11 protein-coding genes and 1 pseudogene are annotated in these 14,004 nt (G+C 69.9%); all 12 read left to right on the top strand.

Annotated elements, in window-relative coordinates:
• Positions 1-5 precede the first annotated feature (5 nt).
• The 12 genes and pseudogenes from rnc to AC1DWC_RS14305 all read left to right on the top strand — a co-directional run bounded on the left by rnc (position 6) and on the right by AC1DWC_RS14305 (position 13,999).
• Entirely contained in the window at positions 6-770 is a 765-nt protein-coding gene (gene rnc, locus AC1DWC_RS14250; RefSeq protein WP_072844990.1) for a ribonuclease III, read from the top strand.
• A gap of 3 nt (positions 771-773) precedes the next feature.
• Positions 774-1,634, top strand: a complete 861-nt coding sequence (mutM, locus tag AC1DWC_RS14255) for a bifunctional DNA-formamidopyrimidine glycosylase/DNA-(apurinic or apyrimidinic site) lyase (RefSeq protein WP_477908977.1) — start codon at positions 774-776, stop codon at positions 1,632-1,634.
• 78 nt (positions 1,635-1,712) lie between these two features.
• Entirely contained in the window at positions 1,713-4,034 is a 2,322-nt protein-coding gene (locus AC1DWC_RS14260) for an ATP-binding protein (RefSeq protein ID WP_477908979.1), read from the top strand.
• A 150-nt stretch (positions 4,035-4,184) separates the two neighbouring features.
• The gene (locus AC1DWC_RS14265; RefSeq protein WP_477838110.1) at positions 4,185-4,322 is read left to right on the top strand and encodes a hypothetical protein; all 138 of its coding nucleotides are present in this window, start codon (positions 4,185-4,187) and stop codon (positions 4,320-4,322) included.
• Positions 4,319-4,417 carry a K(+)-transporting ATPase subunit F gene (kdpF, locus tag AC1DWC_RS14270; RefSeq protein WP_477838109.1) on the top strand — a complete coding sequence of 33 codons (99 nt, stop codon included), beginning with the start codon at positions 4,319-4,321 and terminating at the stop codon, positions 4,415-4,417. The genes AC1DWC_RS14265 and kdpF overlap by 4 nt, the downstream gene beginning before the upstream one ends.
• Positions 4,418-4,420: 3 nt before the next feature.
• Positions 4,421-6,121, top strand: a complete 1,701-nt coding sequence (kdpA, locus tag AC1DWC_RS14275) for a potassium-transporting ATPase subunit KdpA (RefSeq protein WP_477908981.1) — start codon at positions 4,421-4,423, stop codon at positions 6,119-6,121.
• Positions 6,118-8,232: a potassium-transporting ATPase subunit KdpB gene (kdpB, locus tag AC1DWC_RS14280; RefSeq protein WP_477908983.1), complete on the top strand. Its 2,115-nt coding sequence runs from the start codon at positions 6,118-6,120 to the stop codon at positions 8,230-8,232. The genes kdpA and kdpB overlap by 4 nt, the downstream gene beginning before the upstream one ends.
• 6 nt (positions 8,233-8,238) lie before the next feature.
• Positions 8,239-8,889, top strand: a complete 651-nt coding sequence (locus tag AC1DWC_RS14285) for a potassium-transporting ATPase subunit C (RefSeq protein WP_477908985.1) — start codon at positions 8,239-8,241, stop codon at positions 8,887-8,889.
• Positions 8,890-8,896: 7 nt separating this feature from the next.
• Positions 8,897-11,259 (top strand): annotated as a pseudogene (locus AC1DWC_RS14290) (DUF4118 domain-containing protein).
• Entirely contained in the window at positions 11,256-11,936 is a 681-nt protein-coding gene (locus AC1DWC_RS14295; protein WP_477838104.1) for a response regulator, read from the top strand. The pseudogene AC1DWC_RS14290 and the gene AC1DWC_RS14295 overlap by 4 nt, the downstream one beginning before the upstream one ends.
• A 169-nt stretch (positions 11,937-12,105) precedes the next feature.
• Complete coding sequence (locus AC1DWC_RS14300) at positions 12,106-13,563, top strand: alanine/glycine:cation symporter family protein (protein ID WP_477908987.1); 1,458 nt, start codon at positions 12,106-12,108, stop codon at positions 13,561-13,563.
• Positions 13,556-13,999 carry an OsmC family protein gene (locus AC1DWC_RS14305; RefSeq protein ID WP_477908989.1) on the top strand — a complete coding sequence of 148 codons (444 nt, stop codon included), beginning with the start codon at positions 13,556-13,558 and terminating at the stop codon, positions 13,997-13,999. The genes AC1DWC_RS14300 and AC1DWC_RS14305 overlap by 8 nt, the downstream gene beginning before the upstream one ends.
• Positions 14,000-14,004: the final 5 nt, after the last annotated feature.

Raw genomic sequence — 14,004 nt, forward strand, 5'->3', positions numbered from 1 at the left:
GCGCAGTGACGAGCAGTACGAGCAAGAGTGCTCCCGCCGGCGGCGAGGAGGGGAAACATGCATCCCTCCTCGCCGCTCTTGGCGTTGTCCTGGAAGAACCGCTGCTGACGCTGTCGTTGACGCATCGCTCGTACGCGTACGAGAACGGTGGGTTGCCGACCAACGAACGGCTCGAGTTCCTCGGTGACTCGGTGTTGGGCCTGACCATCACCGAGAACCTCTACGTCTCCCACCCGGACAAGTCCGAGGGAGAGCTGGCGAAGATTCGCGCCAGCATTGTGAACATGCACGCACTCGCGGAGGTCGCGCGGGAGTTGGGCGACGGTGGCCTCGGCGCGCACCTGCTGCTCGGCAAGGGCGAGGAGATGACCGGTGGGCGGGACAAGCCCAGCATCCTCGCCGACGGAATGGAGTCGCTGCTCGGTGCGGTGCACCTGCAGCACGGCATCGACGTTGCGCGCAGCGTGGTGCTGAACCTGTTCGCCGGACTGCTCGAGCGGGCGCCGAAGCTCGGTGCCGGTCTCGACTGGAAGACCAGCCTGCAGGAGATCACGGCGGAGCGGGGACACGGAGTGCCCGCCTACGAGATCACCGCGACCGGACCCGATCACGACAAGGAGTTCACCGCCACCGTGATGATCGCGGGTGCGGCACTGGGCGTCGGGGTCGGCCGGTCCAAGAAGGAAGCCGAACAGAAGGCTGCCGCGCTCGCCTGGCAGGCCCTCTCTGACAGCGACCCCAAGCCCGGCGACGCGGGCACCGGCGACTAGCTCGTGCCCGAACTGCCCGAGGTCGAGGTGGTCCGGCGCGGGCTCGACACACACGTCGTCGGTTCCCGCATCGACGCCGTCGAGGTGCTGCACCCCCGCGCGGTCCGACGGCACCTGCTCGGCGGCGCCGACCTGTCCGCCCAACTCGCGGGCCTGTCGGTCGCCGCGGCGCGGCGTCGAGGCAAGTACCTCTGGCTCGAACTCGCGCCCGGCGACCTCGCCGTGGTGGTGCACCTCGGGATGAGCGGGCAGATGCTGGTGCAGCCGCCGGCCGCGCCCCGCGAGAAGCACCTGCGCATCCTGGCGGACCTGGACAGCGGGTCGCAGTTGCGGTTCGTGGACCAGCGCACCTTCGGCGGCTGGGCGTTGGCGCCGATCGTCGAGGTGGACGGGACGGCCCTGCCCGAACCGGTGGCCCACATCGCCCGCGACCCGCTGGACCCGTTGTTCGACGCGGAGTCGGTCGTTGCCGCGATCCGGGCGAAGGGATCCGAGATCAAACGGGTGATCCTGGACCAGACGTTGCTCTCCGGGGTGGGCAACATCTATGCCGACGAAGCGTTGTGGCGCAGCAGGATCCACGGCAATCGCCCCGCGGACCGGTTGACCCGTCCACAGTTGCGGCTGCTGCTGGACTCGGTCACCGAGGTGATGAGTGAGGCGCTGGCCCAGGGCGGCACCTCGTTCGACGCGTTGTACGTCAACGTCAACGGTGAGTCCGGCTACTTCGACCGGTCGCTGTCCGCCTACGGCCGCGAGGACCGGCCCTGCCCGCGGTGCGGTGCCCCGATCCGGCGCGAGAAGTTCATGAATCGGTCGTCGTACAGCTGCCCGAAGTGTCAGCCGCGACCGCGAGGGCGATAGCGGTCCTCGTCGAGTCTCCCGGAGGCGGTCCCGGCGTACCGTGAGGATCGGGGGCCGTGAGATGAGGGTGGCGATTGGATGCCGGCCGCCGTTCGGAGCCAAGTCGGGAACCTGCCGCTCGAGCTGACCAGTTTCGTCGGTCGTCGCCGCGAGGTGTCCGAGGTGAAGCGACTGTTCTCCCGCTCGCGTCTGGTGACGTTGACCGGGATCGGTGGCGTCGGAAAGACCCGGCTTGCCCTGCGTGTGGCCGAGGATTCCCGCCGTGCGTTCGAGGACGGGGTGTGGTTCGTCGAGCTCGGCGAACTGCAGGATCCGGAGCTGCTGGCGGACACCGTGGTGGCCGCGCTCGGGCTGCGGGAGCAGTCCGCCAACCCGCCGCGAGCCCTCTTGGAGGACTACCTCGTCGGCCGTCGTCTGCTGATGGTGCTGGACAACTGCGAGCACCTGGTCGGGGCGGTCGCGGTGCTGGCGGCAGCGCTGCTGACGACCTGCCCGGAGTTGTCCATTCTGACGACCAGCCGGGAGCCGCTCGGCGTCGGCGGTGAGGCCACCTTGCGGGTTCGGCCGCTGACGGTCCCGGACCCGGAACAGCCGTCGTCGTTGGAGGGCCTGCCTCGCTACGACGCGGTGACCCTGTTCGTCGAACGGGCGGGCACCGCGGTGCCCGGATTCGGCCTCACCGAGGAGAACCAGCTCACCGTGACCCGGATCTGTCAACGGCTCGACGGCCTGCCGTTGCCGATCGAACTCGCGGCGGCGCGGTTGCGGGCGATGTCCGTGCATCAGCTCCTGCAGCGGCTGACGGATCGGTTGCGGCTGCTGACCACGGGCAGTCGGGGTGCGCCACTGCGGCAGCAGACGCTGCGGCTGTCCATCGACTGGAGCCACGAACTGTGCACGCCGCGGGAGCGGGAGCTGTGGAGCCGCCTCGCGGTGTTCGCCGGCAGCTTCGAACTCGATGCGGCCGAAGGCATCTGCGCCGGGGACCAGGTGCCGGACGACCTCGTGGACGTCGTGGCTTCACTGGTCGACAAGTCGATCCTGATCCGTGAAGAGGCCGGGACCGTGGTGCGCTACCGCCTGCTGGAGACACTCCGCGACTACGGTCGCGAAAAGCTGCAGGAGACCGGCGACTACGCGGTCCGGCGCCGTCGGCACCGGGACTGGTACGAGCAGCTGGTGCGGCGCGCGAAGGACGAGTGGATCGGGCCCCGGCAGCTGGACTGGATCGCACGCCTCAAGCGGGAGCAACCGAACATGCGGGACGCGTTGATGTTCTGCCTCACCGAGCCCGGCGAAGGGGACAGCGGCCTGCGTATTGCCGTCGCGCTGTACCCCTTCTGGCTCTCCCGCGGTCTGCTCAGCGAGGGCAGGCACTGGTTGGACCGGGCGCTTGCCGATCGGGGCGGGCAACCGACCGCGACACGGGTGGAGGCGTTGTGCGACGACACCGTGCTGGCCGTGATGCAGGGCGACATCAGGGCGGGGCGCGCACTGACGGATCAGGGGCGTGCCATCGCCGAGCGGGTCGGGGACGAAACGACGACGGCGCTCGTCGACTCTGCCAGTGGGTATCTGGCCATCTTTGCCGGCGACCTGCCTCGTGCGGTGCTGTCCCTCGAGGCCGCGCTCGAGGTGTTCAGCGCCAGGGACGACCCGCTGCGACGTGTCGCGAGCCTGCTCGGTGTCGCGCTCGCCTCCGGGCTGCGCGGGGACACCCGGCGGGCGGTGGTCTGCCAGGAGGAGATCCTCGCGCTCACCGACTCTCGCGGTGAATCGATGTTCCGGGCCTACGCGCTGTGCTCACTCGGCCTGGCGGTGTGGCAGCAGGGTGATCCGGTCCGGGGGACCGAGCTGCTCGAGGAGGGGCTGCGGCTCACTCGCCTCATGGACGATTCGCTCACCGCCGCGACGTGTCTCGAGTCCCTGGCCTGGATCGCCGCCGAGCATCACGAGTCCGAGCGAGCCGCCGTGCTGATGGGTGCGGCCGAGTCGGTGGGGAGGGCGTCGGGAATCAAGACCGTCGTCATCCCCGGTCTGGTCGGCTACCAGAAGCGGCGCCGGACGCAGGCCCGTGCCGCGCTCGGGCCGCGGGGGTTCGCGGCCGCGCTGCGCCGCGGCCGCGAGCTCACATTCGACGACGCCGTGGCCTACGCCCTGGACGAGCACCCGCCGGCCGTGCCTCCGCCTGCGGCGGCAGTTCGACTCACGAAGCGAGAACAGCAGGTCTCCGAGCTGGTCGCACAGGGGCTGACCAACAAGGCGATCGCCGAGGCGCTGGTGATCTCGCAGCGCACGGCGCAGGGCCACGTGGAGCACGTTCTCGCCAAGCTCGGGTTCACCTCCCGCGCGCAGATCGCCGCCTGGTTCGTCGAGCAGGCCGGAGGGCCACGGACCTGACCGACCCGCCCGCGTAAAGATCGCATCAACGCGCCAGGTCACGGCGTCAGTGAGCCGTAAGGAAGTCCCCGACGGGTCGGTATCGGGAGCACTGTGCACTGTGGCCCGCCGATGGACGGCGGCAGTGAACTGTGTCGAAGAGGATGCGTGATGGCTGATCTGGCCTACGTGGTACTGATCGTCGGTGGCTTCAGCGCGTGCGCGCTGGTGCTGCGCGGACTGCAGGGCAGCGCCCTGAAGAGCGCCGGCCCGAAGAGCCGTGGTCTCGGGAGCAGGGGGAACCGTTGACCGCCGCCGGGACCCTCAGCGTGGTGCTGGTCGTTCTCGCGGCCGCGCTCGTGGTCTACCTGCTCGTCGCACTTCTCGATCCCGAGAGGTTCTGACACATGAATCCCGCACTCGCGGCGGGGCTGCAGATCGCGCTGGTACTCGCCGTACTCGCGATCTTGTACGTCCCCGTCGGTGACTACATGGCGAAGGTCTACACGACCGACACCGACCTGCGTTCCGGGGACCTTCGGGTGGAGAAGGTGCTCTACCGACTCTGCCGCATCAACGCGCGCACCGAACAGACCTGGTACGGCTACGCGGCCAGCCTGCTCGGCTTCTCCGCCGCCGGGGTCCTGTTCCTCTATCTGCTGCAACGCATCCAGGGGGTGCTGCCGCTCGGCGGCGAACTGTCCGGGGTGAGCCCGGCGGTCGCGTTCAACACCGCGGTCTCGTTCGTCACCAACACCAACTGGCAGTCGTACACGCCCGAGACCACGATGAGCCACCTCACCCAGGCACTCGGCCTGGCCGTGCAGAACTTCGTATCCGCGGCCGTGGGCATGGCCGTCGCGGTGGCGCTGATCCGCGGCTTCGTGCGGGTCTCCCGTGGCGGTGAGGTCGGCAACTTCTGGGTGGACCTGACCCGCGGCACGCTCCGGATCCTGCTGCCGTTCGCGTTCGTCATCGCGCTGATCCTGTTGAGCCAGGGCGTGATCCAGTCGTTCCACAGCGGGTTCTCATCCACCGGCCTCGACGGCAGCTCGGTCACCAACGCCCTCGCACCGGTGGCCTCCCAGGAGGCGATCAAGGAACTCGGCACCAACGGCGGCGGCATCCTCGCGGCCAACTCGGCGCACCCGTTCGAGAACCCGACACCGCTGTCCAACGTCGTGGAGATCATCGCGATCCTGCTGATCCCGGTCAGCCTGACCCGCACCTTCGGCACCATGGTCGGAAACCGGAAGCAGGGCCTGACCGTGCTCGCGGTGATGGGGGTCCTGTGGGGTTCGCTGCTCGCCGTCACCCTCGCCGCGGAGTCCGGTCAGCGCGGCGTCGCCGCCACAGCGGCCGGCGCCATGATGGAGGGCAAGGAGGTCCGATTCGGGATCCCCGGGTCCGTGCTGTTCGCGGTGAGCACCACCGGCACCTCGACGGGCGCCGTGAACGCGGCACACGACAGCTTCTCGCCGCTCGGTGGCGGAGCCCTGATCCTCAACATGCTGCTCGGCGAGATCGCGCCCGGCGGCGTCGGGACCGGCCTCTACGGCATCCTGGTCCTCGCGGTGGTCGCGGTGTTCGTGGGCGGGCTGCTCGTCGGACGGACTCCCGAGTTCCTCGGCAAGAAGCTCGGCAAACGGGAGATCACGCTGGCCGCACTGTCGGTGCTGGTGATGCCGGCGCTGGTGCTGATCGGCACCGGAATCACCGTGATCCTGTCCGCCACCACCGGATTCCTCGGCAACAGCGGCCCGACGGGCAGCCCCGGGTCCATCCACGGCTTCAGCGAGGTGCTCTACGCCTACGCCTCGGCCTCGAACAACAACGGCAGCGCCTTCGGCGGGCTGACCGTCACCAGCGACTGGTTCCAGGCCTCACTCGGCCTCTGCATGCTCTTCGGTCGGTTCCTGCCGATCGTCTTCGTGCTCGCCCTCGCCGGATCGCTGGCGTCGCAGAAGAAGTCGACACCCGGCGCCGGCACCCTGCCGACCGCCGGCCCGATGTTCGCCGGACTGCTCACCGGCACCGCGGTTCTCGTCGCGGCGCTGACCTTCTTCCCGGCCCTCGCGCTGGGCCCGATCGCGGAGGCACTGCAATGAGTGCGCACACCACCCTCGCCGACCCGCGCGACGCGGTCGCGGCACCCGACCCGGTCGACGACCACGGGCACGGCCCGCGGCCGGTCAAGGCCGGAATCTTCAGTCCCAGACAGTTGTGGACCGCCCTGCCGGGCGCCTGCCGCAAGCTCACCCCACGGCACCAGGCTCGCAACCCGGTGATGTTCGTCGTGTTCGTCGGATCGGTGGTCACCACGGTGATGGCGGCGGTGGATCCGTCGCTGTTCGCGTGGCTGGTCGCGGCATGGCTCTGGTTCACCGTGCTGTTCGCGAACCTCGCCGAGTCGGTGGCCGAGGGCCGCGGCAAGGCGCAGGCCGCCAGCCTGCGGAAGGTGAAGCAGGACACCGTCGCCCATCGGATCACCGACAGCGGGTCGGTCGAGTCGGTGCCCGGGACCGAACTGGTCGTCGGTGACCGCGTCGTGGTGGTGGCCGGCGAGGTGATCCCCGGCGACGGCGACGTCGTCGAGGGCATCGCGACCGTGGACGAGTCGGCCATCACCGGCGAGTCCGCGCCGGTCGTCCGGGAGTCCGGCGGCGACCGGTGTGCCGTCACCGGCGGCACCATCGTGCTCTCCGACCGGATCGTCGTCCAGGTCACCGCCGCACCCGGGCAGTCGTTCGTGGACCGGATGATCGCCCTCGTCGAGGGCGCCTCCCGGCAGAAGACGCCCAACGAGATCGCCCTGAACATCCTGCTCGCGTCGTTGACCGTGATCTTCCTGCTTGCCGTGGTCGCGGTGGGTCCGATGGGGCTCTACGCCGGCCAGGAACAGGACCCGGTCAAGCTGATCGCGCTGCTGGTCTGCCTGATCCCGACCACGATCGGCGCGCTGCTCTCCGCAATCGGCATCGCCGGCATGGACCGGCTGGTGCAGCGCAACGTCCTCGCCATGTCCGGCCGGGCGGTCGAGGCCGCAGGTGACATCGACACCCTGCTGATGGACAAGACCGGCACCATCACGTTCGGCAACCGGCAGGCGACCGCGCTGCACCCGGCGCCGGGAGTGAGTGCGACCGAGCTCGCCGCCGCGGCGCGGCTCTCCAGCCTGGCCGACGGCACCCCCGAGGGCCGCAGCATCGTCGAACTCGTTGCCCGCGACTTCGGTCTCGCCACCGAGCCGAGCGAGGCGGAGAAGGCCGCCGAGTTCGTGCCCTTCACCGCGCAGACACGGATGAGCGGCCTGGACATGGCGGGCGAGCGGATCCGCAAGGGCGCCACCGACTCGGTGCTCAACTGGGTCCGGGTCGCCGGCGGCGTGGCGGATCCGGCGGTCGGTGCCGCGGTCGACGAGATCGCGCACGGCGGCGGCACCCCGCTGGTGGTGGCGGTCGACGGTCGGGACGGCGCGCGGGTACTGGGCGTCATCGCGCTCTCCGACGTGGTCAAGCCGGGCATCGCCGAGCGGTTCGCCGAGCTGCGGGCCATGGGCATCCGCACCGTGATGATCACCGGCGACAACCCGTTGACCGCCAAGGCGATCGCGGCCGAGGCCGGCGTCGACGACTTCATGGCCGAGGCCACCCCGGAGGACAAGCTCGAGCTGATCCGGAAGGAACAGGAGGGTGGCCGGCTGGTCGCTATGACCGGGGACGGCACCAACGACGCCCCCGCGCTGGCGCAGGCGGACGTCGGCGTCGCGATGAACACCGGGACGTCGGCGGCCAAGGAGGCCGGCAACATGGTGGACCTGGACTCCGACCCCACCAAGCTGATCGAGGTGGTGGAGATCGGCAAGCAGTTGCTGATCACCCGCGGGGCGCTGACCACCTTCTCGCTGGCCAACGACCTGGCCAAGTACTTCGCGATCCTGCCCGCGCTGTTCAGCGGGATCTACCCGCAGCTCGACGCCCTGAACATCATGCGGCTGGCGACGCCGCAGTCCGCGATCGTGTCCGCGGTGATCTTCAACGCACTGGTGATCGTCGCGCTGATCCCGTTGGCGCTCAAGGGCGTCCGGTACCGGCCGTCCACGGCGTCGGCGCTGCTGGGACGGAACCTGCTGATCTACGGACTGGGCGGGATCGTCACGCCCTTCGTCGGCATCTGGCTGATCGACCTCGTTGTTCGACTTGTCCCCGGGATTGGGTGAGCTGTAATGCGATTCACTATCGGAATGCTCCGGCAGGTGTGGGCGGGACTGCTGGTGCTGCTGGCGCTGACCGCGTTCGTCGGGGTGCTGTACCCCGCGGCGGTGTGGGGCATCGGCCGGCTCGGCGCGGGGTCCGCAGAGGGCTCGGCGCTGCGCGACGCCAACGGCTGCGTCGTCGGCAGCTCACTGGTGGGCGTGGACCCGCAGGTGCCGGCCGGCGCCCCGGACCCGTTCTTCCACAACCGGGTGACCGGTTCGGTGGCCGACGAGGACGCCTTCGCGCCCGGCGACCCGGCGGCGGCCCTGCCGACCAACCAGGGCCCGAGCTCGGAGCTGCTGGCGTCGTTCGTCGACCAGCGTCGCGCGGAGATCGCCGCCCGCGAGTCGGTGCCGCCGTCGTCCGTCCCGGTCGACGCGGTGACGGGCTCCGGCTCCGGGATCGACCCGGACATCAGCCCCGAGTACGCGCAGCTGCAGGTACGCCGCGTGGCGGTGGTCAACGCGATGTCCGAGGACGCGGTTCGCCGGCTCGTCGACGAGCACACCGAGGGCCGCCAGTTCGGGGTGCTGGGGTCGCCGCGGGTCAACGTGCTCGAGCTGAACCTCGCGCTCGGTCTCACGGCACCTTCGTGCGGCGGGTCGCCGGCGGGTGGATGATGTCCGGGTGAGTGGCACGGAGCGCGGGGGCGAACGCGGGCGCGGGGAACTGCGTATCTACCTGGGCGCGGCGCCCGGCGTCGGCAAGACCTTTGCGATGCTGGGCGAGGCGCACCGGCGCCGGGAACGGGGCACCGATGTGGTCGCGGCCGTGGTGGAGACCCACGGCGTCGCAACGAGAAGCGTTGGCAGGATGTCGAACAGCTCCTCGCCGCCGGCATCGACGTGCTGACCACGCTGAACGTCCAGCACCTCGAGAGCCTGAACGACGTGGTCGAGCAGATCACCGGGGTCGTCCAGCAGGAGACGGTGCCGGACGAGGTGGTGCGCGCGGCCACCCAGGTCGAGCTCGTGGACATCACGCCGGAGGCGCTGCGCCGCAGGCTTTCCCACGGCAACATCTACGCCGCCGAGAAGGTCGACGCCGCGCTGAGCAACTACTTCCGGCGCGGCAACCTCACCGCACTGCGGGAGATTGCGCTGCTGTGGGTGGCCGACCAGGTCGACGCGGCGCTGGCGAAGTACCGGGCGGAGAACGAGATCACCGACACCTGGGAGGCCAGGGAGCGGGTGGTCGTGGCGGTGACCGGCGGACCCGAATCGGAGACGCTGGTGCGGCGCGCCAGCCGGATCGCGTCGCGGTCGAGTGCGGAGCTGATCGTCGTGCACGTGGTGCGCGGCGACGGCCTCGCCGGCGTGTCCGCGCCGGAGATGGGGAAGGTGCGCAAGCTCGCCGCGAGCATCGGCGCGAGCCTGCACAGCGTGGTCGGGGACGACGTCCCGTCGACGCTGCTCGAGTTCGCCCGGGCATCCAACGCCACCCAGCTGGTCCTGGGGACGTCGAGACGCTCGCGGTGGGCGCGGATCTTCGACGAGGGCATCGGCGCCGCCGTCGTGCAGCAGTCGGGTTCGATCGACGTGCACATGGTCACCCACGGCGAGTCGAGCAGGCCCCGCCGGTGGCTGCCGACCGGTTCGCCGCCGCGCCGGCTGCTCGCCTGGATCGCGGCGGTGCTGGTCCCGTCCGTGGCGGCGCTGATCATGTGGCTGGTCAACAACAGGTTCGACGTCGGCGGGGAGAGCGCGCTCTTCTTCATCGTGGTGCTGCTCGTCGCGTTGCTCGGCGGCGTGGCGCCGGCCGCGCTGTCCGCGCTGATCTCGGGCCTGCTGCTCAACTACTTCTTCACCCCGCCGGTGCGGAGCTTCACCATCGCCGAGCCGGACAACTTCATCACCACGGTCGTTCTCCTGGTGATCGCCGTCGCGGTGGCGGTGCTCGTCGACGCGGCGGCGGAACGGGCGCGGGAGGCGCGCCGTGCCTCGCAGGAAGCGGAGCTGCTGGCCCTGTTCGCCGGCTCGGTGCTCCGCGGTGCGGACCTGCAGGCCCTGCTGGAGAAGGTGAGCGAGACGTACGGACAGCGGTCCGTGAGCATGATCCGCCGCGGGTTCGGCGTGGTGAGCTCGGTGGGTGCGGAGGCGCCGTCGTCGGTTGAGGACGCGGACACCGTCTGCGAGGTGAACGACGGGGAATACGCACTGGCGCTGCGCGGCGACGAGCTGCACGCCCGCGATCGACGGGTGCTGCTCGCGGTCGCCAACCAGGCGGTCGGGTTGATCCGGCAGCGCGAGCTGGCCGAGGAGGCCAGTCAGGCGCAGGCGCTGGCCGAGGCCGACCGGCTGCGGCGCTCGCTGCTCTCCGCGGTCAGCCACGACCTGCGGACCCCGCTGGCCGCGGTCAAGGCCGCGGTGTCGAGCCTGCGCAGCGACGACGTGGAGTTCTCGCCCGAGGACACGGCCGAACTGCTGGCCACGGTGGAGGAGTCGACGGACCAGCTGACCAACCTGGTCGGCAACCTGCTCGACTCGTCGCGACTGGCGGCGGGGGTGATCCGGCCGACGCTGCGGCCGGTCTACCTCGAGGAGGTGGTGCACCGGGCGCTGGTCGGCGTCGGCGTCGGGACCCCCGGGTTCGGACGGGCCGGTCGCGACCGGGTGCAGGTCGACGTCGGCGGGAACGCGGTGCTTGCCGACAGCGGCCTGCTCGAACGAGTGCTGGCCAATCTGGTGGACAACGCGCTGCGGTACGCGCCCGACGGTGCGGTCCGGATCGCCGCGGCACCGGTCAAGGACCGGGTCCTCATCACGGTCGCGGACACCGGACCGGGCATCGCCAGGGGAGCGGAGGACCAGATCTTCGACTCCTTCCAGCGCCTCGGCGACCGGGACATGTCCACCGGCGTGGGGTTGGGGCTCGCGGTGGTTCGCGGCTTCGTCGAGGCGATGGGCGGCACGGTCAGCGCAACCGACACCCCGGGCGGCGGGTTGACGATGGTGGTGGACTTGGCAGGGATCGGGAAGGTGGCTGTGTGACAAGGGTGCTGGTGATCGACGACGAACCGCAGATCCTGCGGGCGTTGCGGATCAATCTGACCGTGCGCGGATACGAGGTGACGACCGCCGCGAACGGGGCCGCGGCGCTGCGGGCCGCGGCGGAGCGTCATCCCGAGGTGATCGTGCTGGACCTGGGGCTGCCGGACATGGACGGGATCGAGGTGCTGGCGGGCCTGCGCGGCTGGTCCACGGCACCGGTCATCGTGCTCTCCGCGCGGACCGACTCCGCGGACAAGGTCGCCGCCCTGGACGCGGGGGCGGACGACTACGTCACCAAGCCCTTCGGGATGGACGAGTTCCTGGCCCGGTTGCGCGCCGCGGTGCGACGGAACTCCGCCGCCGCCGACCCGGGCGAGCCCGTGGTGGCAACCGACTCCTTCACCGTCGACCTGGCGGCGAAGAAGGTGACGAAGGCCGGCGCGGAGGTGCATCTGACGCCCACCGAGTGGGGGATGCTCGAGATGCTGGTGCGTAACAGGGGAAAGCTGGTGGGGCAGAAGGAGTTGCTCCGCGAGGTCTGGGGGCCGTCGTACGCGACCGAGACCCACTACCTCCGGGTCTACCTCGCGCAGTTGCGGCGCAAGCTCGAGGACGACCCGTCCCGTCCGCGACACCTGATCACCGAGGCCGGGATGGGCTACCGGTTCCAGGAATGAGGTCCGACGGGGCCCGGCGATCCCCGGATCCGGTGAGCCGGCCCACAGGTTTCCGACTGGGGTGATTGTGGCCACCGCGCCGTTAGCGGTTCATTTGCGGCGACGCCGCCCGGTACGTCATGATCCTCGCTTGCACGGACCGTGCTGCCGCGACCCGAGAAGGATCACCATGGACAGGGCCACCGAGCTCGTCACCGACGTCAACGGCAGGTTCTGGTACCTGATCATCGCGCTGCTGGTCGGCCTGGGACTGTACTTCTCGTTCCGGACGCGGTTCGTCCAGGTCCGACTGCTGCGCGAGATGTTCCGCGTCATCACCGACAAGCCGGACGACCTCGCGGACGGCAAGCCCGGCATCTCGGCCTTCCGCGCGTTCTCCATCTCGGCGGCCTCCCGGGTCGGCACCGGGAACATCGCGGGCGTGGCCATCGCGATCAGCATCGGCGGGCCGGGCGCGGTCTTCTGGATGTGGGTGATGGCGATCGTCGGCGGCGCGACGTCGTTCGTCGAGTCCACGCTCGGGCAGCTGTACAAGGTGCCGGACAAGGACAGCTACCGCGGCGGGCCGGCCTACTACATGCAGTACGGCCTGGGCAAGCGGTGGATGGGCGTCATCTTCGCGGTGGTGATCACGGTGACCTACGGCTTCGTGTTCGTCGCCGTGCAGTCCAACTCGATCGCCGACGCCGTCTCCACCTCGGTCGGCACGGGCGGGGACTCGGTCAACGTGATCGTCGGGGTGGTCGTCGCGCTGCTCACCGCCGCGGTGATCTTCGGTGGGGTGCGCCGCATCTCGTCGGTCTCGCAGGTCGTCGTCCCGATCGTGGCCGGCGCCTACCTGCTGCTCGGCCTGACCGTGGTCCTGCTGAACATCGACCGGGTGCCGGAGATGCTGAACGTGATCGTGCAGAACGCCTTCGGACTCCAGGAAGCGGTCGGCGGCGGCATCGGCGTTGCGATCATGCAGGGGATCCGGCGCGGGCTCTTCTCCAACGAGGCCGGCATGGGCTCGGCGCCGAACGCCGGTGCGACGGCATCGGTCTCGCATCCGGTCAAGCAGGGCCTGGTGCAGAGCCTCGGGGTGTACTTCGACACCCTGCTGGTCTGCACCACCACCGCCTTCGTCATCCTGCTCGCCGACCCCGACTACGGCAGCGCGTCGGGTGCCTCGCTCACGCAGATCGCGCTCGCGGAACACCTGGGCACGTGGACGATCCACTTCCTGACGGTCGCGATCTTCTTCCTCGCCTTCACCTCGGTGATCGGCAACTACTACTACGGCGAGTCCAACATCGGATTCCTCACCCCGTCGACGAAGGCGCTGAACGGTTTCCGTGCGCTGGTGGTGCTCTGTGCCTTCGGCGGCGCCATCGGGTCGCTGCCGCTGGTCTGGAGCATCGCGGACCTGTCGATGGGCGTCATGGCGACGATCAACCTGATCGCGATCGCGCCGCTGTCGGTCATCGCGTTCCGGCTGATGAAGCACTACACGGACCAGCGCAGGCAGGGCCTCGATCCGGTCTTCCACCGTGGGGACATGCCCGACCTGGTCGGCGTCCAGGCCTGGACGGACACCCCGTCGTGGCCGGAGCACAGGGACGGGATGGCAGGATTGCGGCATGGCTGAACAGAATTCCCAGACCACGTCGGCCGGCACGGAGCTGTGGGTGGAGCGGACCGGAACCCGTCGCTACACCGGGCGCAGCTCTCGGGGCGCGGAGGTGCTGATCGGTTCGGAGAGCGTCGACGGCGTGTTCACGCCCGGCGAGCTCCTCAAGATCGCGCTGGCAGCGTGCACCGGGATGAGCTCGGACATGCCGCTCTCCCGGCGGCTCGGCGACAACTACGACGCCACCGTGCGGGTCTCGGGCGCCGCGGACCGCGAGAACGAGGTGTACCCGCGTCTGGACGAGGTGCTCGAGGTGGATCTGAGCGAACTCGACGCCGAGGCGCAGGAGCGTCTGCTCACCGTGGTGCTCAAGTCGGTGGACAAGGTTTGCACCGTTGGCCGCACCCTGAAAACCGGAACGGTGGTCAACCTAACGGTGGAAACCGATTCGTGATCAAA

The sequence above is a fragment of the Rhodococcus sp. P4_C10 genome (assembly GCF_056402135.1).